Genomic DNA, 22,677 nt, shown 5'->3' on the forward strand with positions numbered 1-22,677 from the left:
CCGTTTGTAACCTAAAAGACAAAGATGGCTTCAAGAAACGGCTACTTGGAAACCTAAAATTTTGTTTGTGTAAAAGGGTGATGGAGACTATGTGTCTCCGTTGATTTATTGTTTTAGTGCTTGGCGTAGGGTTTCTGCTTTGTCGGTTTGTTCCCATGGGAAGTCTACGTCGGTTCTGCCGAAGTGGCCGAATACGGCGGATTTTCTGTAGATGGGTCTGAGTAGTTGTAGGTGGTCGATGATTGCTTTGGGGCGCATGTCAAAGTTTTCCAAGACGAGTTCTAGGATTTTTTCGTCGGGGATTTTTCCTGTGTCAAATGTGTTTACTAAGACGCTGATGGGTTGTGCGACTCCGATGGCGTAGCTGATTTGGATTTCGCATTGGTCGGCTAAGCCTGCGGCGACTATGTTTTTGGCTATGTATCTGGCCATGTAGCATCCGCTGCGGTCTACTTTGGAGGGGTCTTTGCCGCTAAAGCATCCGCCTCCGTGGCTTCCAACGCCTCCGTAGGTGTCGACGATGATTTTTCTGCCTGTTAAACCTGAGTCTGCGAGGGTTCCGCCTAGCACGAAGCGTCCTGTGCCGTTTATGATGTATTTTGTTTGGGGGGTGAGCATTTCTGCGGGTATTACGGCTTTGATCACTTGTTCAATTACGTCTTTGCCGATTTGGGAGTCGGGGACTTTGCCGTTGTTTTGGGCGGCTATGACTACTGCTTGGACGCATTTTGGTTTGCCGTCTTCGTATTCGACGGTGACTTGTGATTTGCAGTCAGGGCGCATGTAGGGCAGGATTTTTTGTTTTCTGCAGTCTGATAGGCGTTTGACGAGTTTGTGGGCAAGGATAATGGGTAGGGGCATGAGTTCTTTGGTTTCGTTGGTTGCGTAGCCAAAAACCATGCCTTGGTCGCCTGCGCCTTGCTCGTGGCTTTCGTCTTCATCCACGCCCATAGCAATGTCTGGGGATTGCTCGGTTAATGAAACCAAGATGCCGCATGTCTCCCAGTCTAAACCGTCTTTGGCGTTGTCTAAGCCAATTTCTTTTAGGGCTTGGCGGACGATTTTTGGAATATTCACATAAGTTTTAGTTGTGATTTGACCTGTAACTACAACTGTCCCCTGCATAACAAGAGTTTCCGCGTCAACTCTAGCTTTTGGGTCATTGCATAAAATAGCATCCAAAATGCTGTCTGAAACTTGGTCTGAAACCTTGTCGGGGTGTCCTTCGCCCACAGATTCTGAAGTGAATAAGTATTTGCCATCTTTTTTCATATAAACATCCTTCAGTCTATGTTATGGATGAGAGTTTTAATAACTCCTTTTTGTTCTTAAAAGCCTTTCTCAATAATCCGAATACGCTAGAAATTATATCACAAACCCTGAACTATTATTGGCATTTCATTTTTTGGGGTTTGATACTATCCATTTGATGTTGTCAAAACCGTATTGTCCTATCAGCGGGTCGAGAAGGTTTGGCACTAAATTGTCTTTGACCTCACCTAAAACCACGGTGTCTCCTACCCTGTAAACTACCGCCACATTGGCTAAATCCTCTTTGATGCCTTCATATTTGCTTTTTATTTGCCAGTACTCATCTTTGCCTTCCTCCATGACCCAACTGTACCTGCCTTTTGGATGGTCATCTTGGAAAACGTTGAAGGCACAAACTACATCACCGACTTTTTTGGGGGTATCCTTTGTTTTGACATAAAACCACATAGTCATAAAGGCTCACACTATACACTGGCAACAAGTGCCCTATTTGTCTTTTCCAAAATACTTCCAAAAAGGCTGCTTTTTGTTTGTCTGCTTTAGGAAAGCAAATAAATCGGTACGTGTTTTATGTTGCTGGACAATGAGGAAATCGAGGTACGAAGACGCTTCGCGCGGATGACATCTTTTTCCGCTACTGAGTCCACTACTTTTTTGTTTTGCCCTCTTTTTATGCAGGGAACAGAGTCCAAAGTAGCGGCTTTGGAAACGTGCAACCGCAAAGAAAAAGGGTTGTTTGAATTATTTATCTGTCTCTTGTCCCTGAGAAGTATGCCCATACGCTGACCATCGCGACTGTTAGCACTGACCCAGCTAAGCCTGAAAGCAAGAATTTCGCTTCTAGAATACCTGGCAGCACAGTCATAATCCATGGTACTGCATATTCGGCAAACAACTGGGCGACTACACCGGCAATGAAGCCTAAGAGTGCAACGACAGCAAATATCTTTAATCTTTCACCCATAGTTTTCACCTTGTTTAGCAAGTGAACTGCGCTTCTTTTTAGTATAGCTTACACTTTTTTGTCTAATTTCTGAAAAGTGACTGCCTCCTGTTTTAATTCTATAATTAAAGTCTAAAACCCCTTTTTTGAGCCAGTATATCTCTACGTATATACGTCCATATTGTCATCATATTAACAATGTATAAGACCCATTTCCACCTCCTCTGTGTTAGGAGGAAATAATTTGTCCGAAAGGTTCACTAAGAAATGGGATACTAAACGGGATGATACACCGTTCACAAATCGCATAAAAGACGCTGTAAAGCCGCCAGGTCCACTTAAACCAAGATTAGATTTCGCCGTTAGGCGTATTGAGCTTCAAGTTCAAAAACTTGACCAAGCAACTGACCGATTCTCACAACGTGACAAAGCCATATTCTCCCGAATAGTTGACGCATACACCAAGCACGACACTGCACGCGCAAACGTCTTTGCCAACGAACTTGCCGAAGTGCGCAAGATGGAAAGACTCATAATAAACGCTCGACTTGCCCTTGAACAAATCGTTTTACGATTACGCACTGTATCCGAGCTAGGTGATGTAGTATCCACTTTAGGTCCCGCAGTGGGTGTTCTACGTTCTGTTCGAACTGGTCTAACCAGCGTGTTCCCAGAGGCCGAAAATGAACTCGGTGAAATCGGAAACATGCTCAGCGGAATCATGATCGAAGCAGGACAAGGCTCAGGCATGACACTAAACTTCGACGCAGTAAACGAGGACGCCTCAAAGATCCTTGCAGAAGCCGCAACCGTTGCAGAACAAAAAGTCAAAGACAAGTTCCCAGACCTGCCCCAAGCAATGCCATCCTCAGCGTCACAGACAGAGAAATCAACGCAAGGATTCTAAACAGGAGTGTAAAACATGTCTCAACCCTCCAACCTTTTTCTTTCCATTGGTAAACCAGTAAAAGACGAATACGGTCGTTCAGTTGGACGAATAATCACCTTTGCCACATCTCCAAGTGGTAAACTTGACTTTGCATTTATCGAATCAAGCGATGGACGGTTCACAAAGCAGCCCATCGAAGACCTTGTGTTCGACGGAACCGAGGTTACTTTAAATTCAAAAATTAAATCTAAAGCCGCAGTTTTCTGCGACCAAATTCCCTTCATATGGCGTAAAGATGAAGCCCTCAAAGATTTGGCTGATAAAAAGAAAATCAGCCCTGAGCTTTATAATGAACTTCACGGCAATTTCAGCTCCATTCTAAGTCAGCTACGCAGAGATGCACAGTCTCTTTCCGACGACATAACCAATGAAATTGACCGTTGCGAAGAAGAACTCAAAGCCTTAAGCTACGGCGTCTTGCACCTTGAACTGGAACACGAAATAGGCAAAATAGCCGAAGACGTGTACAAATCCGCTTTTGGCCTAATGCAAGAACACATAAGACGGGCTAACGCTGAAAAATCTGACCTTGAATCCATCAGAGCCAAACTCTCAAACATGCTCCTGGGTGATTCTCCACCTCCAGAACCCGAAACCCCCCCGGCAAAAGCTCCTGAACAGAAAACCACCACGGTCGTTGAAACAGAACCTGAGAAACCAAAACAAGAGCAAAAGCAAGAAGAGTCAAAGCCGCAAGAAGCAAAGAAAGAAGAACCTAAAAAAGAACCTGCAGCTGCTGATTCATCCGAAGCCTCTGACGGATCTGACCTTCCAGAACCTCCCGTAGTAGTTTACGTCAAAGAAGTAGGAAAAGCTGGAATATAGGTTAAAAACGGAGAAATTACGATGGCGGAGTTGGGGAGGGAGCAAAAATTAGAGGCTTAAGTCGTTCTCCTCCTCCGACTTTTAAGGAAGTTGCTTCCAAGTCCATTTACTCGCTCAAGGTTCAGCAAAACAAGCTGGAGCAGGCTAGCTACCGCCTTAAAGAGCGTGACCGCAAACTTTTTGAATCCTGTATGGGCGCGTTGAAGAAGAACAATAAGGACCGTGCTGCTGTTTGTGCTAACGAGCTTGCGGAGGTTCGTAAACTTTTAAAGTTCATGTTCAACGTGCATTTGGCTATTGAACGTGTGGTTCTTAGGCTTGAAACCATAAAAGAGCTAAGCGAAATCGTTGTGGACCTGCGCCCGTCCCTTAAACTTTTGCAGGGTGTCTCCCAAGAACTATTCCAAGTCATGCCCGAAGTTTCCTCCGAACTCAACACAGTCAACGACACAATCACCGAAACCCTCTACTCCACAAAAATCCAAACCGAAGCCGACGCAGTCATACCCGTGGGCAAACAAACCGAAGGCGGCGAAGAAATCCTCAAAGAAGTCTCAGAATTTCTTGAACGCAAGGTTTCGGATTCCTTGCCTGAACCTCCAATTGCTGCACCCCGCGCCGAAGTCAAAAGGCGTGCTCCTGTACGAGAACTTGTTGCCCTGTCCGCTTCAAACTCCACTTCAAGTCGCAGCCCAATAGACAAGCCCCTTAGAGAAGCCTCACAGACAACGTTTTCCTACAAAAAATCCGAAATCAAAGAGATTTCTCTGAAGGTTGAAGAAACTTCGATTGAAGACCTGCTCCTAGATTATGTGCGTAAGAGTAACGGTGAGATAGACCTTACACGGTGTTCAAGTGAACTGAACACTTCTAGCAAGGAAATCGAGAAAGCTCTCACGAGCTTGGGTAATAAAGGAAAAATCAAGATAGAACTAAAATCGCCTGAATAAACAAACGAGGGTAAACCATGAGTGCTTCACAAGAACTAGAAAAAGCCGCAACAGCATACGCATTAGAAGCTGTAAAAATGGACAAGCAAGGCAACAAAGGCCGAGCTATCACACTGTACCAAAAAGCCATTGAAAGCCTCTTGCAGCTTGTACAGCTATATCCCGAATACGGACTAAACAAAGTCTACGTGCAACGGGCCATAGCCTACCAAGAACGCATCAAAGCCCTGCAAGGCACCGTATCACACGCCGACGTACGAATGGAAATGGAACGCGACGCCCAAGAAAACGGCGTAGAAAAAACCAGCCCCGACACTGGAAACGAAAAAGGCGAAGAACTCGTGGTAACCGAAAAACCCGAGGTTTCCTGGGCTGAAGTCGTAGGCTTGGACACCGCCAAGAAAGCCGTGAAGGAAGCTATTGTTTACCCTGTTCAGCGTCCTGACTTGTTCCCGTTGGGTTGGCCCCGTGGGATTTTGCTGTTTGGTCCGCCTGGCTGTGGTAAGACTTTGCTTGCCGCTGCGGTCGCAACCGAGATTGACGCGAACTTTTACTCTATTGATGCGGCGTCGATTATGTCGAAGTGGCTTGGTGAGGCTGAACAAAACGTTGCTAAACTGTTTAATGCTGCGCGCAAATCCTCCACTGAGGGAAAAGCCGCTATAGTCTTTGTTGACGAATTGGACTCTTTGATGGGCACGCACTCTAACGAGGTGGGCGGCGAAATCCGTGTTAAGAATCAGTTCCTCAAAGAGATGGACGGTATCATGGACAAGGGCAAGTCTTTGCACGTTTATGTTATAGGCGCAACCAACAAGCCTTGGGATTTGGATTGGGCTTTTATACGCAGGTTCCAAAAACGTATCCTTGTGCCTTTGCCTGACCATCATACCCGATTGATGATGCTAAAGCATTACACTGGAACCTTGCAGATAACCCCTGATGTAGACCTGCATGAGCTAGCCAGAATTAGCGAAGGCTTCTCAGGAAGCGACATACGCGACGTCTGCCAATCCGCACAGCTCTCCCTCATAGGCGAGTTCTTCGAATCAGGACAAGCAACCGACAAAGAAGCCAAACCCCGAGCACTAAAAATGACTGATTTCCGCCAAATATTCGAATCACGCAAACCAAGCGTATCCATGGACATGCTAGCATCCTACACCAGATGGTTCGACGCCTTCAAAGCACTATAACAAGGTGAAACTACAAAAAAGGGCACACACAACGTGGGTGGACAGGTTTGGAGAAGTCACAGTTTTGCACGCTCTCCCTTTCTCCCCCTCAAACATCTCCAAACCCCACAAACCACAACCAACCACCTTAGTTTAGTTTTTTAGAACTTTTTCTTCCACAAGGTCAGCTAGTTCTTTGGGGTTTTTTAGGGCGTCGATGTAGGGTACGGTTTGGGTTATGTTTTGGGTGTTGTAGGGTCCGCTAAAGGCGAGAAGCGGCTTGTAGGTTTTGAGGGCTTCTGTGGCTTGTTGCTGGTTGGTGGTTATGGCGATTTTGGGGATGCTGGTTTTTTTGGCGACTTGTTTTTTGAAGCCCTCCGTGAGGATGATGTCGCTGTCTGCTTTGGCTTTAGCGATGAGCGTTTGGATTTTGATGTTTTCTGTGGGAGCTTTTTGTATGGTGGCGGTTTCGTTAGGGGAGACGACAACTACGGTTTTGGCTCCTTTTTGTGCGAATCGGTGGCTGTCTTTGCCAGGGGTATCTATGCTCCACTGCGGCTTGCTTATGTGTTTAATTGCCGAGACCCTGTAGCCGCGCATGGTAAGCTGCTCAATAAGATTCTCCACCGTGGTCGTTTTGCCTACTTTTCTTGCGCCCACAACCGAGACAACTTTGGGTTTCAAGACTGCATTTCTTCCCTGAAAATCTCTTCAAACATCTGCTTATCCACATGCAGCTCCTCCGCCAAATCCTTCACCATCTTCACGTAAATCCGAAACAGGTTCTGCATAATCTCCGCTTTCTCTCCATCTGAGAGCTGCTCCTCATCTGCCATCAACAACGCAAACCACTTCCCCAAATCCGTCAACACATACGCCTTAACCCAAACAATCCTGCCCTCCTTGCTGTTCTTCTCCATCGACTCCTCCAAAACACCTAACTTCGTCAACGTCTTTAGGTTCTCGATTATGGTCTTGTTGGAGAAGTTGAGTTTTGAGAAGAGGTCTTTTTGGTAAATGTTTTTTTGGATGCCCTGCTCTAACGCGAATTTGAGGAGGTCAACAGCTGCTTTTGAGCCGAAAATGGCGCTGAGCACTTTGTTTTTCTCTTCTGATGGAAGAAACACTACATAAGGATGTAAATCTGCACTCAAATGTAAACCCACTACAACAAACTGTAACTCCAGCAATTAAAACTTGTGGAAAGCTCCCCCGCTTGTTTTGTTTTGTTGCAATATGTTTTTTAGGGTTTGGTTTTATGTTTATCGCGGTGCATTGAAAACGTCTTCGACTGATAATTGGGTTCCTAGTGATGGTGATACCTTCTTGACTAAGGAGGGTTTTATTTTCAATACTTTGGGTTATGAGCATCCTGACGGGCGGGTTTTTGCTTTCTTGAAGTATATCCCTGCGGAGTTTATGGAGCTTTTTAACGTGGAGATGCTGACGCGTACTTGGACGTATGGCGAACGCAAACTGTTTCGCGCCGAGAAGCTCTACACCGCCAAGAATTACCAGTCCTTCATGGAAACGTTTAGGAAAAACTTCCCCGAGTACCTGTACTTCTGTCCCCTGCGCAACAAGGAGCTAATTAGCGCGCCCATCAAAAACATCGAACGCGTATTTGTTCCTAAAGACTGCCTGCAAGCCATAATGAAACTGCCCAGCCACGATAACATCCAAACCTTGGCACTTGAACTCATCAACATGCTCAGCAAAGAATCAGGCGTCCCCCTCTCTGATTTTGGCATGCACGGCTCCATCGCACTCAACATGCACTCTGAAGAAAGCGACATAGACTTCGTACTCTACGGTACAGAAAACTTCCGCAAAGTCGAAGCCGCCATAGACCGACTCGTTGAAGCTGGCACGCTACGCTACATCTTTGGAAACAAGCTTGACCGCGCCCGCAAATTCAAAGGCAAATACAAAGACAAAATCTGGATGTACACCGCCGCCCGAAAACCCAGCGAAAAAACCACAAAGTACGGCGACCACAAATTCACCCCCATTGCGCCACTCAAATTCAAATGCACCGTTAGCGACGACTCCGAAGCCATCTTCCGCCCCGCCATCTACAAAATCTCCAACTACATGCCCTTAGACGAAAAATCCCAAATCACCCTAGAAAAAATCCCCCGAATCATCCTAAGCAACATCGGCTGCTACCGCAACGTTGCCCGAACGGGCGACAACATCAAAGCCGCTGGCATGCTGGAGCGTGTGGAGTCCACGAAAACGGGCGAAGTCTTCTATCAAGTTGTGGTCGGAACCGCCACGACGGAGGAAGAACAAATTTGGCCCCAATAGTGCCCCCCAAGCTGCGAGACCGAGACGCCATAGTAACCAAAGAAGGCCTGATTTTCCGCGTCTTTGGCTACTCCCATCCCATAGGCGCTTATTTGTGCGACGCCGAATACGCCTCGGCAGACATTTTTAGCTCCAAGGACCCGCGTGCGCCACGTGACGGATGTGGCAGCCCCCTATTCTACAAGTTCTATGACGATGAAGGCATCAAGTTCGTCTTCAAAAAGTACCCCCAATACACGGTTGAGCATGAAATGCTTGGCGTAAAGCTTGTTGGCATCCAGCAGTCCGACATAGCAGAGTACCGCCAGCCCCCAAAGCGCCTCCAACAAATGGTTAAACAAGAGCCCACCGACAAACTCTATAGCGCGATGCTGCGCGTTCTTGAGGTCTCCAAAACACAAACGGGGCTAGCAACCGACGATTTTGGCGTCTTTGGCTCCATGCTCCACAACTTCCACCACCCCGCCTACTCTGACATTGACCTGCTAATCTACGGCAAAAAAGAAAACGAGAAAATGCGCCAAGCCCTAAGCGACCTCTACACCACGCAGGGTTCCGGTTTTACCAACGAATTCGACACCGACGCGTCCATAGCTGGCAAAAGCTGGCGTTTCCACAACATAACCCCCCAAGAGTTCCTGTGGCACCAGAAACGCAAATTCATCTACGGCTTGTACGATGACCGCAAGAGCAGCGGCAGAATAATCAAAGCCGAGTTTGAACCCATCAAAGCTTGGAGCGAAATCGTCAACGAATACGACCCGCAAACCCGCATAGAACGCAAAGACTGGGTACGCCTCAAAGCCCGCGTAACCGCAGACGACGACGGACCATTCATCCCCTCAGTATATGGCATACAGCCCATAGAAGTTCTCTCAGGCTCCAAAACCGCACTCGAAGCCGTGCGCATCATCTCGTACATGGAAGAATTCCGCCAGCAAGTCCAAAAAGACGAAACCATACTCGTCGAAGGCAGCCTCGAAGAAGTCCACACCCCAAAAGGCAACCACCACCAAATCGTCCTAACCTACTGCCCCCGCTACTACGAACAATTCCTAAAAGTCGCCGACCTAAACCTTTGACAACACCATATAATCCGCAGGTTTGTTCCCGATGATTAAGCGGTAGTGGGTTTGGTTGCTGCGTTTGTCGGTGACCTTCTCGATTTTTCCTTGCACTTCAATTTTTTCTTTTTCGACGGCTTGCATGCAGAATCTGCCTCGGAAGCTGGCGACTTCAGTGATTGGTTCACGGTTTGGTCCTTCGAGGATTTGGGTGCCTTCAAGTTGGTAGCTGCAGGGCGTAAAAAGTGCTTCTGAGCTATCAGTGATGGTGGCTGTGATTTTGCCGTAGCCGCTGTTTTGGTAGTGGACGTCGCCGTATTTTTGGTCTGCTTCGGAGAAGTCTTTGACAAAGCGCACAAAAAAGTCTACGCCTAAGAACATGCCTTGGAACGCTTTTCGGGATTCGACTTTGGCGAAGTCTTCAAAGCCCATGTGGGTGTCTTTGGAGCGAAAATCGTACAGGTTGCTTAGTTCTTGGCGGGTGTAGGCGTTGAATCGTGATTTTTCGTCTGGCAGCAGGGCTTGTAGTGCTTGGTAGGCTTTGAGGCAGTTCTTCTCGCCGTAAACAAGCGGGTCAATATCGCTTTGGGGCGTAAACATTCCAGCCATAACAGAGCCCGAAACGCCGATGCTGCTCCACGGGATATTCGCAGCCGCTTGCAGCTCCTCAGCTAACTCGACAGCTTTGCGTTCCAACTCGGCAAGGTCACCCTTTTTGCGTAGCCGCGCCAAGCTTTCCACAGGCTGAAAATGCTCCGTAACCGTATCCACAGAAACCTCACACAGTTTCTCGCCAAAGACAGGGTCATCCACAATCAAATGCGGCAAATTCTTCTGCAAAAACGCAAACCGCTCCGCAAGATTATACACCTTCCCATACAAATTCTCGCCGCTGCCCCTATTCCCCTGTGGAGATGGGATATACCGTGGAAACGCAATCAACTTATCCTCGGGGTGCACTATGCCTTTTACGTCAAAAACTACGTTGTCCTCTGTTTTGATTAAGTCGCCTTCACGTGCCTGCATACCCTTTACCTGTTCCTGCGGTTGTTTGGAAAGCGTGGAGGCAAAAACCCTAATAAACGTTCTTTAACGGTACATACAAACGTGTGAAGCCATGTCTGATTCGAGGAAAGCTAAGCATATCTGTCAGTGTTTGCAGTTAGCGATGCTTTTGGAAGTTAGCACCAAAAAACCTGGCAACGTCAACTTTAACGACAGTTTTGCAGATACCCGCGCGGAGCATTTCTTGGCTTCAGCTGTTGCTGCTGCCCCCGCTTTAGAAGAAGCCGCCAATCAGGGCATAGCAGTTGCCGAAGGCAAAATCAGCCCCAGCGAAGTAGGCATGGGCAACCTCATTAAAACCTGTGTATCCGATATCATGGTTTGGCAACACGGCGGAAACACCCTGCTTGGAACCATCATGCTCCTAGTACCATTAGCAACCGCCGCAGGCATGACAAAAACCCGCCCAGACGACAGCTTTGACTTGACTGTGCTGCGTGAAAACGTCAAGCTCCTTGTAGAATCAACCACAGCAACCGACGCCGTTTGCGTGTACGACGCCGTAGAAATCGCCAGCCCCAGCGGGCTTAACCAGTCCAGCGACCTTGACGTAAACGACCCCCAAAGCAAACAACGCCTCCTAACCGACAACATCACACTGCTCCAAGTCTTCAAAATCGGCGCCTCCTACGACGACATCTGCTCTGAATGGGTCAACAATTACCCCATAACATTCACACAAGCCTACCCCTACCTCAAAACGCAGCTGCAAAACGGACGTGACCTCACGGGAGCAGTTGTGCATACTTTCCTCAAAATCCTCTCTGAGCATCCTGACACTTTCATAGCGCGCAAGGTGAGTGTGGAGGCGGCGTGTGAGGTGGCTGCTGAGGCGGGGATAATTTTGGCTTTAGGCGGCTTGGACTCAGAAGGGGGCAAGATTGGGGTTGAGGCATTAGATGAGCGGCTGCGTTCTTGCGGAAACAAGCTTAACCCTGGGACGACGGCGGATTTGACTGCGGCGGCGCTGGCTTTGGCGGTGCTGGGCGGTTATCGACCGTGAACTGGCGCGGCGTGTTTTGGGTTCTATCTATTTTTAAATAGCGCCTTGGGTGTTGGGTAGGTGATGATGCTATGCGCCAAGTTGAAATCCTAAGGCTTGACCTTTCAACTGGACAGGCTAACAAAGTAGTAGACCACGTCGCCGTAGAAGTTCCCCTGCAAATCTCCGTGAACAAAACTTATTCGTACATTATCTGGTGCTCGCCCTTGCAGTACAAAGAACTCGCCGTAGGCTACCTCATAGCAGAGGACATCCTAAAATCCGTAGACGAAATCTCCGACATCAACCTCAACGAAACCAACCGCATCTGCAACGTAACCCTCAAACCCGAAATAAACGTGGATGAACGCATGAACTACTCAAGACGACACACCCGCGTCATACCCCTGCTCAAAGCCAGCACCTCCCCCTACCAACGCAAAGAAAAAACGCCCGTAATCACCTCGGACTTTAAAGTCAAAGCACAGGTTCTCGTAGACTCCATCAACGACATGAACAAACGCGCCACGGGCTTCATGAAAACAGGCGGGCTACACGACTCTGCAATTTACCGCGGCGACGGCAGCCTAGTTGCTTTTTCTGAAGACGTTGGACGCCATAACACCGTCGACAAAGTCATAGGCACGGCAGCGTTAAACCACGTAGACCTTAGCGAATGCTTCATGTCCATAACGGGGCGCGTACCAGGAGATATGATTTTCAAAGCTGCAAAAGCAGGGCTGCCCTTAGTCGCGTCTATGGCGGCAGTTCTCTCCTCAGGCGTTGCCACAGCAAACGAAGCAAACATCGCCCTTGTCGGATTCGTACGCGGCAAACGCATGAACATCTACACCGGCGCACAAAGAATCATCATCTAACCCTTATTGTGGTGATTGTATGGATCGACCTGATATTAGGCGGTTGCCTAAACGTGCTGACCCCAGACAGGCAGTGGAGCTTTTGTTAAGCGCCGTAAACCAAACTGCGTTGCAGACCCAAACCGTGCCGCTCCAAGAAGCCGTTGGCAGGGTACTTGCTGCAGACGCCGTTTCGCCTTTGAATATTCCTGATTACGACAAGACATTCATTGACGGCTATGCGGTAGACCCCAAACAGACTCAAGGCGCTACCCCCGCAAACCCCGCTGTTTTCCGAATTGTTGGCAAACTGTTTCCACCTGACCACCCCACAACCGCGCAGCTCGCATCGGGCGAGACCATGTATGTTGCCTGTGGTGCCCCAATACCAAAAGGTGCAGCCTGCACCGTGAAAGTCGAAGAAACCCGCCTTAACGGCGATAGGGTGGAGGTTGTGCGTGAACTCAAGCCGGGCGAGGGTATCATACCGTTGGGTGATGATGTTAAGAAGGGCGAGTTGGTGCTACGGAGGGGTCAGGTTTTGCGTCCGCAAGACGTGGGATTGTTGGCTTCTTTGCATTTAACCCGCGTTGAAGTCTTCAAGCGGCCTGTGGTGACGGTGATTTCAGGAGGCGATGAGCTTCTTAAACAATGTGAACGCGAACCCAAACACATAGCCAACAACTACGCCCTAGTCATCGCAGGCTTAGCCTATGAACTGGGCGCAGACGCCAAACAAGGTGGCATCATGTCCGACAACCTCGACAAAGTCACCCAAACAATCAAAACCGCGCTACAACAATCCGACATTGTTCTCACCATAGGCGGCTCATCTGTAGGCGTAAAAGACTTCGTCCCCGACGCCATCAACGCAATAGGCGAACCTGGCGTGCTTGCCCAAGGCATAAAACTGCGCCCAGGCGCCCTCTCAGGATTTGGCATAGTCGACGGCAAACCCATAATCATGCTCCCCGGACACATAGGCTCCTGCATCGCGGGCTTCTACCTCTTCGCCGCTCCGCTCCTAAGCTTCTACACTGGACTACAGGGCACAGGCATGCAACCCGCCCTCACCGCAACCCTAACAGAAACCATCCAAACAGGACCCCAAAACCGCTTCCAATTCGTCAAACTCACCCACACCCCAAACGGCAAACTAACGGCAACCCCAACCAAAACAGGCTCAAGCGCCCTAACAACCATAGTCAACTCAAACGGCTACACCCTCATCCCACCCCACACCACCACCCAAAAAAACACAACCATAACCATCCACCTCTTCAACAAACTCGAACTCACACAAACCCCGCCATAGCCAACCTATTAGCAGCTTATTAGGTTCCAAATTTTAATTGTATGCAGAAACAATAGGGGGAGGGGGGGGTCTACTTCTGCTGCGGGTTTGCTAGTTAGTTTTGGGTGGGTAGCGGTTCCATTTGTTGTATTTGCCCATGGCCCAGGATTCGCACCAGATTCTGTCGGCGGTGGCGCGTTCGGCTAGGAAGCGTATGCGGTTGTTTTGGTGTAGTTTGGCTTCGAGGCGGTAGTTGTCTGCGGCTTTTATAACTGCTTCTTTGCCTTTGAAGTCTGTTTCGGCGGTTTGGGTTTGATGTGCTATGCTGAGTAGGGCTTCGCCTTCGCTTTCGCGGCTAACGGCTGCCCAGAAAAACGACTGCGCCTCTTCTAGGTGGTCTGCGCATTTGGCTGCGGTTTGTGCTGCTTCTTGGTATTTTTCTTGGTTGTATAGTTTTCCGACTTCGCGTAGTTGTTGTAGTTGGGGTGTTAGTAGGGCGCCAAGGTTGAGGCGCATGTCTTCTGCTACGGGTCCTTGGGCTCGGCGGGTTTGTAGGTCGGCGAAGTCTTTTTGGGAGTTGATGTTAACGAAGCTTTTGAGTTCAGGGTCTAAGGTTTTGATTTCGCCAACTGCTAAGGCAAACAGGATTTTGGCTGCTCCGCGCATGATGTCATCTGAGCGTGGACGCCTAAGCTGGCAAAGCGTATCCGTAATTTCCAACGCGGCTTTTCGCTGCAAAACCATAACCAACGTTTCCAAGCGGCTGTTAGGCCACATCGGAACCACCACCTGCGCATCCCCCGCCGCATCGAAGAGGTAATTGACAACTTCGGGTTTGAGCAGGGGCATATCACAGGGCAAAGTAAAACAGTAATCTGCCTTGGTGGCTTTAAGTCCAGTGAGAACCGCTACGTTGGGTCCTTTGATGTAACTGATTTTTTCGTCAACCACTATCTGGACGTTTTCCATGTCGTAATGGGTTAAAACTTCTTCGTACTGTGTTTTGCGTGTTTGTGTGTTGGTGCATACGACAACTTCGTCCACGACTTTCTGCACGTTTTCGATGGCGTGAACCAGAAGCGGTTTGCCAAAGAGCTCTGCCAACGCTTTGTCTTGCCACTGCTCCTTGGTGAACTGGAATCTACGGGCTTTTCCCCCAGCCAAAATGAGAGCAGCCCTTCTAGTCATAGTTGTCCCTTAGTTTCCCTGTTTTCCTTCGGCTTTAGCGCGGGGCGTGTAGGGGTTTTCTTTGTAGTGTTTTCGGATTAACTGCAAAATCTGCTCGCCCTCTTCGGGTAACTTGAGGATGGGTATGTCTGTGCCGCTGTCTGCGGGTTTGTTTTCTCCGATGACGCCTGTGACTGCCAAGATGGGCTGAGCGGTTCCCTCCAAAGTTCGGTGCAGGTTTTCTACGTCTTTGGCGGTTATGAGTTTGGGGACGTCTTCGCGTTTGGCTATGAGACTGTGAAAGCCTTCGATGAATATAATATCAAGCTGTTCACGTTCGAGCAGGGCGATGACTTGGTCTAAATCGTTAAGAGCAGCATCGGTTTTCTTGATGACTGCGATTTCCTCGGGCGAGATGGCGGCGGTTACTTTGGAACCTGCCTTGGCATGCCTCCATGTGTTGCTGCCTTCCTTGTCCATGGAAAAGCCACGGTGATGCACATGTTTTATGGTGCCAATCTTGTAGCCCTCTTTTGTCAAGTTAGAAATTAGGTATTCAAGGGTGGTAGTTTTTCCTGAACCGCTTGTGCCCACAGCAGCTATAACCAGAACCAATCAACCACACTCCACTGCTTAAAGCCATAAGCCAGAACCTAATAAACACCGCGATAAACCCCCAAGCATCCAAACAATAAAAAACCCAAAAACCAGCAGTTTCACCCAACCCATATTTACTCGTGCAGCATACAATAGCGTTAGATGCCCATGACGCCCAAAACCTTAGCTGTAGTCGGAGGAAAACATTCAGGCAAAACCACCGTCATCGAAAACCTCACCTTAGAATTAACCCGCCGCGGCTACAAAGTGGGTGTCATAAAAGAGATGGTGCGCATTCCCACGTTGGACACGCCCGCAACGGAGACCTGCCGATATAACCAAGCAGGCGCCAAAAAAATCGTTGCCGTGCCGCGCAGCGAAACCGTAATTTTCGTCAGAGAACGCCTTGAAATCGCGGGGGTTTTGCCGTATCTTGAAGAGCTCGACTACGTGTTGTTGGAGGGCTTTGAATCCGAGAAGACCCTGCCCAAGATAATCGCCGCCAAAACCGTAGAGGAAGCCCAAAGTTTTAGCGACGGGTTAGCCATAGCAGTTTCAGGGCTTCTAACTGAAGACTCAAAGGAAACCCAAAAAGCCGCCGCGTTGGTGTTGCCCGTGTTTAATAGCTACACCCACGCCTCCGAGCTTTCCACGCTTGTTGAGCAAAAAGCTTTTTCTAAACTGCCTGATTTGCCCCACTGTGGAGAATGCGGCTACAGTAACTGCTACGAGTTGGCAAAAGCAAAAATCGCCGACTCTAAAGGCGTTGATTGCGCCTTGCTTAACAAAACTGATTTTGTGCTTGAAGTCAATGGTCTAAAGATTCCGCTCAAAGAGTTTCCCCAGCAAATCATACAGAGTATGGTGGAGCAGATGGTTTTGTCGCTGGAAGGCATTCCCCAGATTAAGACGCTAAAAATAGAGGTAAAAAAGGGTTAGCCGCGGTTATTCGCGGATGTCTATGCTGGCGACGCCTCGGGTCCAGCGTTGGGCGTATTGGTCGGTGCCTATTATGAGTCGTATGGGTCCTTCGCCTCCGTCGGTTAGGGGGGTTAGGGGTTGGTCGTCTTTTTCGTATGCTAGTATGGCTTGGTTGTTTTGTTGTAGGTCTTGGATGGGTATGGTTGTTCCGTAGCCGTCTACTGCTTGAAAGTATACTGACTGGGCGTTGGTTGAGGCTTGGGTGGCTTGTAGCAACACCATGACGGGTACGCCTTTGTAGGTAAAGTCGCCGTTTTCTGAGGCATGCGAACTTGAAGCCAACGTCACCTGCACCGTCACAGGTTCAAACGCTTTAAGGTCGCTTAACGTAAAGTTTTGGGGTTCAGCCACGGCGCCTTTTACCTGCACATACTCTTCAGAGCCTGCATTTTGGCGCACATGCAAATACACGGGCACTGCCGCAATAATCAGCAGCACAAACGCTACAATCGCAATTTTAGTTCCCTTATTCATACATTTTTCACTCACTGTTTTGTTCATATTCGTTACTGTGTAGTTTCAAGCCAAACTTTCGGGTTTTAATCAAAAGCATGTTAGCAATCAAACCACCAATGCCCCCGCTAACCGCCGCAACCAAAACTGTAAACAACAAAATCGCCTCAGGCAATACCAAGATGATTGCGCCCACCAAGAACGTGCCCACCGCGTTCGCCGCTGCCGCCGCCCCCAAACAACAAGCTGCACAGCAAGCTCTATGCCTGGTCAACAAGAAAAAGCCGTCAATAGCCAAGCCCGGAGCCAAATAAATCACAAACGAGAGCACCCCAAAATTCCCAAACGGCAACAACAAACTAATGAACGCCTGCGTCAACGAAACCATCGACGCCGCCCCCACTTTACGAACCAAACCAAACGCTATAACAGGCCACATCATATACAAGCCGCCCGCCACCGCACCCGTAGGAATATACAACGGACCCGTCAACATAGCCACCAACGGATGCAACACGTTCTTTGTCGCCAAACCCAAACTGGCAAACAACGTCATCAACACTAAATCAACCGTAGCAATCCGCCCGCCGCCTTTGCTTCGACCTGCATTTACGTCGTTCATGGAAGCATCGATATTACAAACTTGTAACATCGGTTAAGATAAAGCCTTCGCAGCAAAACGTGCTCTTTGCTTTGCTTTTTGTGGGCGGGTTTATGTGAGGTTGTTTAGGGCTTGGTCGATTTGGGTTTGGGCTTTGCGGTATCTTGTGATGAGTTGTTTGCCGTAGTCTGTGATTTCGGATGAGCCTCCGCCTTTGGCTCCGCCGCGGCTTCGGTTAACCAGTAGCTGGTTGAGGCGTTTTTCTGATAGGGTTATTCTGTGTAGTGCGTAGCGGTATGACATGCCAAGGTTTTGTGCGGCTTTTAGGATGGAGCGTTGTTTGTCGATTTCTTCTAAAAGCTCTGCCAAGCCGTCCCCGAAAACTGATTCGCCTTTCTCGTTTATCATCCACAGTTTGATGCCATAACTTGTAGCGCCCAAAACCACCACGTACCTGCAAGCTCTTCTAGATGTGCAAAACAATTAAGCTTACCGCTCCCGATGCGGCGTCGCTGTTTTGGTTTTTTGTTTGCAGCAAGGTTTTTATGAGCGTGTATGTGCTGTATATACACGTAAATATTGTATAGTGTGCGGAGGCGTGAAAAATCTCAAAACCAACCACCAAACCCCCATCAAACAAAGAAAAAACATCCCCCCATCACAAAATCATAGAAAAAGAAGACCTTGCGCCCCAAATCAAGCTCATCAAGGTTGCTGCTCCAGACATCGCAGAGAAAGCCAAAGCTGGGCAATTCGTAATTCTCAAAGTGCAAGAAAACAGCGAACGAATCCCCCTAACCATAGTTACTTGGAACAAACAAGCAGGCACAATCACCTTGATTTTCCAAGAAGTCGGCTGCTCCACCGTAGAACTGGGCAAGCTTGAAGTCGGAGACGCTATAGCAAACATCGCAGGTCCCCTGGGAAAACCTAGTGAAATCAAGAATTACGGCAAAGTTGCGGTTGTCTGTGGCGGTGTTGGCACGGCGGCGGCGTACCCGATTGCGAAGGCGCTCAAAGACGCAGGCAACAAAGTGGTCTCGATTATCGGTGCCCGAAACGAGCATATGCTGGTTCTTGAAGACGAAATGCAGGCAGTCTCAGACGAATTCTACATATCCACCGACGATGGCTCAAAAGGACACAAAGGCTTTGTCAGCGACGTTTTAACCAACCTGATATCCAACAATTACCTCTTTGACGCCGTCTACGCTATAGGACCCCCAATCATGATGAAAGTGACCTCGGAGGTCACGCGCCCTTTTCGCATCAAAACTATAGTTAGCCTAAACCCAATCATGGTTGACGGCATGGGAATGTGCGGTGCTTGCCGCGTGGATGTGGGAAATGCGACGCGTTTTGCATGCGTGGACGGTCCAGAGTTTGATGGTCACCAAGTTAACTTCAAAGAGTTGATGCAAAGGCTCGAATGTTACGTTACTGAGGAAAAATTTGCTCTGCAGCATCATAGTCACATTGGAGGAGGCGGTTGCACATGCAGCAAGCACTAAACAAGCCTTCGGCGGCGCCTAAACGCCTACAAGAGGTTCCTATGCAAACACAAGACCCCGAAGAACGCATCAACAATTTCGATGAAGTCGCCCAAGGCTACACTGAAGAGCAAGCCCTAACCGAAGCCAACCGCTGCCTAACCTGCCCCAATCCCCAATGCGTAAAAGGCTGCCCCGTAGGCGTAGACATCCCCGCCTTCATCAAACACATCAAAGAAAAAGACTACCAAGCCGCCATCCAAAAAATCAAAGAACGCAACAGCCTGCCCGCCATCTGCGGCAGAGTATGCCCCCAAGAAGAGCAATGCCAAAAACAGTGTGTGCTAGGCAAAAAAGGCGAAGCCGTCTCCATCGGACGCCTAGAACGGTTCGTCGCCGACAAAGAACTCGAAAACCGCGTTTCCGCCCCCACGGTGCCTCCGTGCAATGGCAGAAAAATCGCCATCGTCGGTGGTGGTCCTGCGGGGTTAACGGTAGCAGCAGATTTAGCAAAGCTGGGTTACCGCGTGGTTTTGTATGAGGCGCTTCACGTTGCAGGCGGCGTCTTGGTCTATGGCATACCCGAGTTTAGGTTGCCCAAGAAAATAGTGCAAGCAGAAGTCAATTACATCAAACAGTTGGGTGTGGAAGTTCGCACGGATGCTTTGATTGGCAGGCTATTCACCGTTGATGAACTCTTCAAGAAAGGCTTTGACGCAGTCTTCATAGGCACAGGCGCAGGTCTACCCAGATTCCTAGGCGTCCCCGGCGAGAACCTAGGTGGTGTCTACAGCGCTAACGAGTTCCTCATCCGTGTTAACCTGATGAAATCCTACCGGTTCCCCGACTTCAAAACCCCGATGGGTGTAGGCAAGAAAGTCGTGGTTATTGGTGGTGGTAACGTGGCGTTGGATTCTGCTCGGTGTGCGTTGCGTTCGGGTGCTGATAGTGTGACGGTTGTTTATCGTCGGTCGCGTGAGGCTATGCCTGCAAGGCTTGAAGAAGTTGAGCATGCCTTGGAAGAGAGTGTTGACTTCAAGTTTTTGTCTTCGCCCACCAAGTTTTTGGGTGACGAAAACGGCAGAGTCAAGGGCATGGAGTACGTGACCATGAAGCTTGGCGAACCCGACAAGTCAGGCAGACGCAGCGTAGTTCCAGTTGAAGGCTCAGAAAAAGTCATGGACGTCGACACCGTCATCGTAGCCATCGGACGAACCCCCAACCCGATAATCCAAAGCACCACCGACGGCTTAGAAACCAACCGCAAAGGCATACTCATAACCAACCCCGCCACAGGCAAAACAACCCTAAACGCAGTCTACGCAGGAGGAGACATCGCAACCGGAGAAGCCACCGTCATTAGCGCCATGGGTTCAGGCAAAAAAGCCGCCCAAAGCATACATGAATACCTAAAAAACGGGTGCCACACCTCTGGCACCTTTAATTTGGACAAGATTTTCAATCCAAAAAGCGTAGCCATCATCGGAGCAAGCGACGAAAAAGGCTCCGTAGGACAATCCATAGTCGCAAATTTCCAGTCAGGCTACACTGGCAAAGTATATTACGTTAACATGCGCAAACCCGAACTTTTCGGAGTCAAAACTTACCCTTCTATTAGTGATGTGCCTAAAGCAGTAGATTTAGCCATGATTGCAACTCCCGCAAAAACGGTTCCCACAATTTTGGAGCAATGTGGCAAATCAGGCGTAAAAGGTGTTATCATAGTTTCAGCGGGATTCAAGGAAACAGGAAAAGAAGGAAAAATCCTTGAAGAGCAAATTCTCAAGGTCGCCAGAAAATATGGCGTTAGGGTGGTGGGTCCAAACTGCATCGGCGTGATTCACCCCCAAACCAAACTTAACGCGACCTTCATCAACAAGATGCCGCTTCAGGGAACCATCGCGTTTATTAGCCAAAGCGGCGCGTTAGGCTCAGCGATTTTGGGCAGAGCCATAGACAAACACATTGGGTTTAGCCACTTCGTCTCCGTGGGTTCCATGACCGACGTAGACTTTGGCGACCTCATCGAATACTTTGATTCTGACCCCCAAACCAACAGCATCCTCATGTACGTTGAAGGAATCACGGAAGCCCGAAAGTTCATGAGCGCCGCACGTCGGTTCGCCAAAACCAAGCCGCTTGTTGTTCTCAAAGCAGGCAAATACGGCGAAACCGCCAAAGCAGTCGCTTCCCACACAGGTTCACTCTCAGGAGAAAACAACACCTACGACGCAGCCTTCCAACGCGCAGGCATCGTACGCGTAAACAACATCGACGACCTGTTTAACATCGCCGAAATGCTCTCCACCCAACCCCTACCCAAAGGACCCAGCCTCGCCGTCATAACCAACGCAGGCGGACCAGGCGTCATGGCAACTGACGAAATCATTGCTCAAGGCGGCAAAATCGCGCCACTAAGCCCCAGCACCATTGAGGATTTAGATGCTGTCTTGCCCGCGTTTTGGAGCAGGGGCAATCCGATTGATGTTTTGGGTGATGCTAAAGCTTCGCGGTACCAAGCGGCTTTGGAGGCTTGCCTAAACGATGACGAGGTAGATGGGGTGCTAATTATCTTCACGCAACAACTGCTTTTGCAGTCTATGGAGGTAGCCCGCGCGGTTGTTGACGCCGTAAAATATGCCAGCTACAAAAAACCCGTTTTCACAAGCTTCATGGGCGACCACATACTGCACGAAGCAATCAACCTGCTAAACGCCAACAGCATCCCCACGTACCCAACGCCCGAACAAGCCATCAAAGCCTACCTAAACCTGTACCGGTGCCAACGCAACTTTGAACAAATCCGCCAAGCCCAAGAAACCCCGTTCTTCCCCGCAACCGCCAAGATGCCCATAACCGACATACTCAAAAAAGTCGCCCAAGAAGACCGCGACCTGCTCACTGAATACGAAGCCAAGAAAGTCTTGAAGTACTACAGTTTCCCCGTTATCGAGACCAAGATGGCAAGAACCGCTGAGGAAGCCGTGGACATCGCGCGGCACATTGGTTATCCTGTGGCTTTGAAGGTTTTGTCGCCGCAGATTATGCACAAAACTGACGCGGGTGGGGTTGTTTTGGATATTTGTTCCGAGCAGGCGTTGCGTAGTGCGTTTGAGGGTATTATCAATAAAGCTAAAGCTTATGATCCTGACGCTGAGATACAGGGGGTTACGGTGCAGCGGATGGTCAAAACCAAGGGCTGCGAGCTTATCATCGGCGCCAAAACCGACCCACTCTTTGGACCCGTTATCCTGTTTGGCATGGGCGGCGTAGGCGTGGAACTCTTCAAAGACTACGCTTTAGCTTTGCCCCCGCTCAACACCACTCTGGTTAGGCGCATGCTCAAAGAAACCAAAGTCTACACCCTGCTAAACGGTTACCGAAACGTCCCCCGCGCCAACTTGGCGTTGCTCGAAGAAAACCTGCTGCTGTTCTCGCAGCTGCTCATAGATTTCCCACAAATAAAAGAAATCGACATCAACCCACTACTCATCAACCAAAAAGAACTCGTCATCCTAGACGCCCGCATCGTCATAGACAAAAACTTCATCACCAAACAATTCAAACCCTACCAGCACATGGCAATAAGCCCCTACTCCAAAGAATACGCAAAAGAATTCCTACCCAACACCATAGACGCAACCATACAACCCCAAAGCACCTAACCCGCCCCTTTAGGCACACTTCTTTTTTCTTTCTTTT

24 protein-coding genes are annotated in these 22,677 nt (G+C 49.1%); 14 read left to right on the plus strand and 10 right to left on the minus strand.

All coding sequences use genetic code 11. The features are described 5' to 3' along the window. Nucleotides 1-105: 105 nt before the first annotated feature. The 3 genes from metK to NWF04_01135 form a co-directional block, all read right to left on the minus strand. A complete protein-coding gene (metK, locus tag NWF04_01125) occupies nucleotides 106-1,272 on the minus strand; it encodes a methionine adenosyltransferase (protein MCW4005191.1) in 1,167 nt (388 codons plus the stop codon). A 126-nt stretch (nucleotides 1,273-1,398) separates the two neighbouring features. Further along, nucleotides 1,399-1,725: a hypothetical protein gene (locus NWF04_01130; protein MCW4005192.1), complete on the minus strand. Its 327-nt coding sequence runs from the start codon at nucleotides 1,723-1,725 to the stop codon at nucleotides 1,399-1,401. A gap of 292 nt (nucleotides 1,726-2,017) precedes the next feature. Beyond that, nucleotides 2,018-2,236 carry a hypothetical protein gene (locus NWF04_01135; protein ID MCW4005193.1) on the minus strand — a complete coding sequence of 73 codons (219 nt, stop codon included), beginning with the start codon at nucleotides 2,234-2,236 and terminating at the stop codon, nucleotides 2,018-2,020. Nucleotides 2,237-2,459: 223 nt separating this feature from the next. On the opposite strand from NWF04_01135, the gene NWF04_01140 reads away from it, so the two are divergent. The 4 genes from NWF04_01140 (at nucleotide 2,460) to NWF04_01155 (ending at nucleotide 6,135) form a co-directional block, all read left to right on the plus strand. Beyond that, nucleotides 2,460-3,122, plus strand: a complete 663-nt coding sequence (locus NWF04_01140; protein MCW4005194.1) for a Snf7 family protein — start codon at nucleotides 2,460-2,462, stop codon at nucleotides 3,120-3,122. A 15-nt stretch (nucleotides 3,123-3,137) separates the two neighbouring features. Further along, entirely contained in the window at nucleotides 3,138-3,989 is an 852-nt protein-coding gene (locus tag NWF04_01145; GenBank protein ID MCW4005195.1) for a CdvA-like protein, read from the plus strand. 104 nt (nucleotides 3,990-4,093) lie between these two features. Further along, nucleotides 4,094-4,939, plus strand: a complete 846-nt coding sequence (locus NWF04_01150; GenBank protein MCW4005196.1) for a Snf7 family protein — start codon at nucleotides 4,094-4,096, stop codon at nucleotides 4,937-4,939. 17 nt (nucleotides 4,940-4,956) lie between these two features. Next, a complete protein-coding gene (locus NWF04_01155) occupies nucleotides 4,957-6,135 on the plus strand; it encodes an AAA family ATPase (GenBank protein MCW4005197.1) in 1,179 nt (392 codons plus the stop codon). A gap of 132 nt (nucleotides 6,136-6,267) precedes the next feature. Here the strand turns inward: NWF04_01155 and mobB (NWF04_01160) are convergent, their stop codons facing one another. Both mobB (NWF04_01160) and NWF04_01165 read right to left on the minus strand, forming a co-directional pair. Beyond that, complete coding sequence (gene mobB / locus NWF04_01160; GenBank protein ID MCW4005198.1) at nucleotides 6,268-6,798, minus strand: molybdopterin-guanine dinucleotide biosynthesis protein B; 531 nt, start codon at nucleotides 6,796-6,798, stop codon at nucleotides 6,268-6,270. Continuing rightward, nucleotides 6,795-7,268, minus strand: coding sequence for a hypothetical protein (locus NWF04_01165; protein MCW4005199.1), 474 nt, complete (start codon nucleotides 7,266-7,268; stop codon nucleotides 6,795-6,797). Before NWF04_01165 ends, mobB (NWF04_01160) begins: the two co-directional genes overlap by 4 nt. A gap of 172 nt (nucleotides 7,269-7,440) precedes the next feature. On the opposite strand from NWF04_01165, the gene NWF04_01170 reads away from it, so the two are divergent. Together NWF04_01170 and NWF04_01175 are read left to right on the plus strand one after the other, a co-directional pair. Then, the gene (locus NWF04_01170; protein ID MCW4005200.1) at nucleotides 7,441-8,424 is read left to right on the plus strand and encodes a hypothetical protein; all 984 of its coding nucleotides are present in this window, start codon (nucleotides 7,441-7,443) and stop codon (nucleotides 8,422-8,424) included. After that, nucleotides 8,412-9,506: a nucleotidyltransferase domain-containing protein gene (locus NWF04_01175; GenBank protein MCW4005201.1), complete on the plus strand. Its 1,095-nt coding sequence runs from the start codon at nucleotides 8,412-8,414 to the stop codon at nucleotides 9,504-9,506. Before NWF04_01170 ends, NWF04_01175 begins: the two co-directional genes overlap by 13 nt. On the opposite strand, the gene NWF04_01180 is transcribed toward NWF04_01175, so the two are convergent. Beyond that, on the minus strand, nucleotides 9,495-10,514 hold the full coding sequence (locus tag NWF04_01180) for a hypothetical protein (GenBank protein MCW4005202.1): 1,020 nt from the start codon (nucleotides 10,512-10,514) through the stop codon (nucleotides 9,495-9,497). The two genes, NWF04_01175 and NWF04_01180, sit on opposite strands and share 12 nt — an antisense overlap. Nucleotides 10,515-10,605: 91 nt before the next feature. Between NWF04_01180 and NWF04_01185 the strand changes: the two genes are divergently transcribed. The 3 genes from NWF04_01185 to NWF04_01195 all read left to right on the plus strand — a co-directional run bounded on the left by NWF04_01185 (nucleotide 10,606) and on the right by NWF04_01195 (nucleotide 13,707). Continuing rightward, nucleotides 10,606-11,556 (plus strand): triphosphoribosyl-dephospho-CoA synthase, encoded by a 951-nt coding sequence (locus tag NWF04_01185; GenBank protein ID MCW4005203.1) that lies wholly within the window; start codon nucleotides 10,606-10,608, stop codon nucleotides 11,554-11,556. 71 nt (nucleotides 11,557-11,627) lie between these two features. Beyond that, nucleotides 11,628-12,413: a formate dehydrogenase accessory sulfurtransferase FdhD gene (gene fdhD / locus NWF04_01190; GenBank protein ID MCW4005204.1), complete on the plus strand. Its 786-nt coding sequence runs from the start codon at nucleotides 11,628-11,630 to the stop codon at nucleotides 12,411-12,413. A gap of 19 nt (nucleotides 12,414-12,432) precedes the next feature. Beyond that, nucleotides 12,433-13,707, plus strand: a complete 1,275-nt coding sequence (locus NWF04_01195) for a molybdopterin molybdotransferase MoeA (GenBank protein MCW4005205.1) — start codon at nucleotides 12,433-12,435, stop codon at nucleotides 13,705-13,707. Between the two features lie 90 nt (nucleotides 13,708-13,797). Here the strand turns inward: NWF04_01195 and NWF04_01200 are convergent, their stop codons facing one another. After that, a complete protein-coding gene (locus NWF04_01200; protein MCW4005206.1) occupies nucleotides 13,798-14,874 on the minus strand; it encodes a molybdenum cofactor guanylyltransferase in 1,077 nt (358 codons plus the stop codon). A 9-nt stretch (nucleotides 14,875-14,883) separates the two neighbouring features. Next, a complete protein-coding gene (gene mobB, locus NWF04_01205; GenBank protein MCW4005207.1) occupies nucleotides 14,884-15,468 on the minus strand; it encodes a molybdopterin-guanine dinucleotide biosynthesis protein B in 585 nt (194 codons plus the stop codon). Between the two features lie 150 nt (nucleotides 15,469-15,618). On the opposite strand from mobB (NWF04_01205), the gene mobB (NWF04_01210) reads away from it, so the two are divergent. Then, nucleotides 15,619-16,389 (plus strand): molybdopterin-guanine dinucleotide biosynthesis protein B, encoded by a 771-nt coding sequence (mobB, locus tag NWF04_01210; protein MCW4005208.1) that lies wholly within the window; start codon nucleotides 15,619-15,621, stop codon nucleotides 16,387-16,389. A 6-nt stretch (nucleotides 16,390-16,395) separates the two neighbouring features. On the opposite strand, the gene NWF04_01215 is transcribed toward mobB (NWF04_01210), so the two are convergent. Continuing rightward, nucleotides 16,396-16,905, minus strand: a complete 510-nt coding sequence (locus tag NWF04_01215) for a molybdopterin-dependent oxidoreductase (GenBank protein MCW4005209.1) — start codon at nucleotides 16,903-16,905, stop codon at nucleotides 16,396-16,398. Between the two features lie 77 nt (nucleotides 16,906-16,982). Between NWF04_01215 and NWF04_01220 the strand changes: the two genes are divergently transcribed. Together NWF04_01220 and NWF04_01225 are read left to right on the plus strand one after the other, a co-directional pair. Beyond that, nucleotides 16,983-17,198, plus strand: a complete 216-nt coding sequence (locus tag NWF04_01220; GenBank protein ID MCW4005210.1) for a hypothetical protein — start codon at nucleotides 16,983-16,985, stop codon at nucleotides 17,196-17,198. 48 nt (nucleotides 17,199-17,246) lie between these two features. Next, a complete protein-coding gene (locus tag NWF04_01225; GenBank protein MCW4005211.1) occupies nucleotides 17,247-17,543 on the plus strand; it encodes a hypothetical protein in 297 nt (98 codons plus the stop codon). A 53-nt stretch (nucleotides 17,544-17,596) separates the two neighbouring features. Here the strand turns inward: NWF04_01225 and NWF04_01230 are convergent, their stop codons facing one another. Beyond that, entirely contained in the window at nucleotides 17,597-17,926 is a 330-nt protein-coding gene (locus tag NWF04_01230; protein MCW4005212.1) for a LysR family transcriptional regulator, read from the minus strand. Between the two features lie 164 nt (nucleotides 17,927-18,090). Here NWF04_01230 and NWF04_01235 point away from each other — a divergent pair, with 164 nt between their 5' ends. After that, on the plus strand, nucleotides 18,091-18,996 hold the full coding sequence (locus NWF04_01235) for a sulfide/dihydroorotate dehydrogenase-like FAD/NAD-binding protein (protein MCW4005213.1): 906 nt from the start codon (nucleotides 18,091-18,093) through the stop codon (nucleotides 18,994-18,996). Next, nucleotides 18,981-22,640, plus strand: coding sequence for an NADPH-dependent glutamate synthase (gene gltA, locus NWF04_01240; protein MCW4005214.1), 3,660 nt, complete (start codon nucleotides 18,981-18,983; stop codon nucleotides 22,638-22,640). The genes NWF04_01235 and gltA overlap by 16 nt, the downstream gene beginning before the upstream one ends. Nucleotides 22,641-22,677: the final 37 nt, after the last annotated feature.

Source organism: Candidatus Bathyarchaeota archaeon (assembly GCA_026014465.1).
Taxonomy (GTDB): Archaea; Thermoproteota; Bathyarchaeia; order Bathyarchaeales; family Bathycorpusculaceae; genus JADGNF01.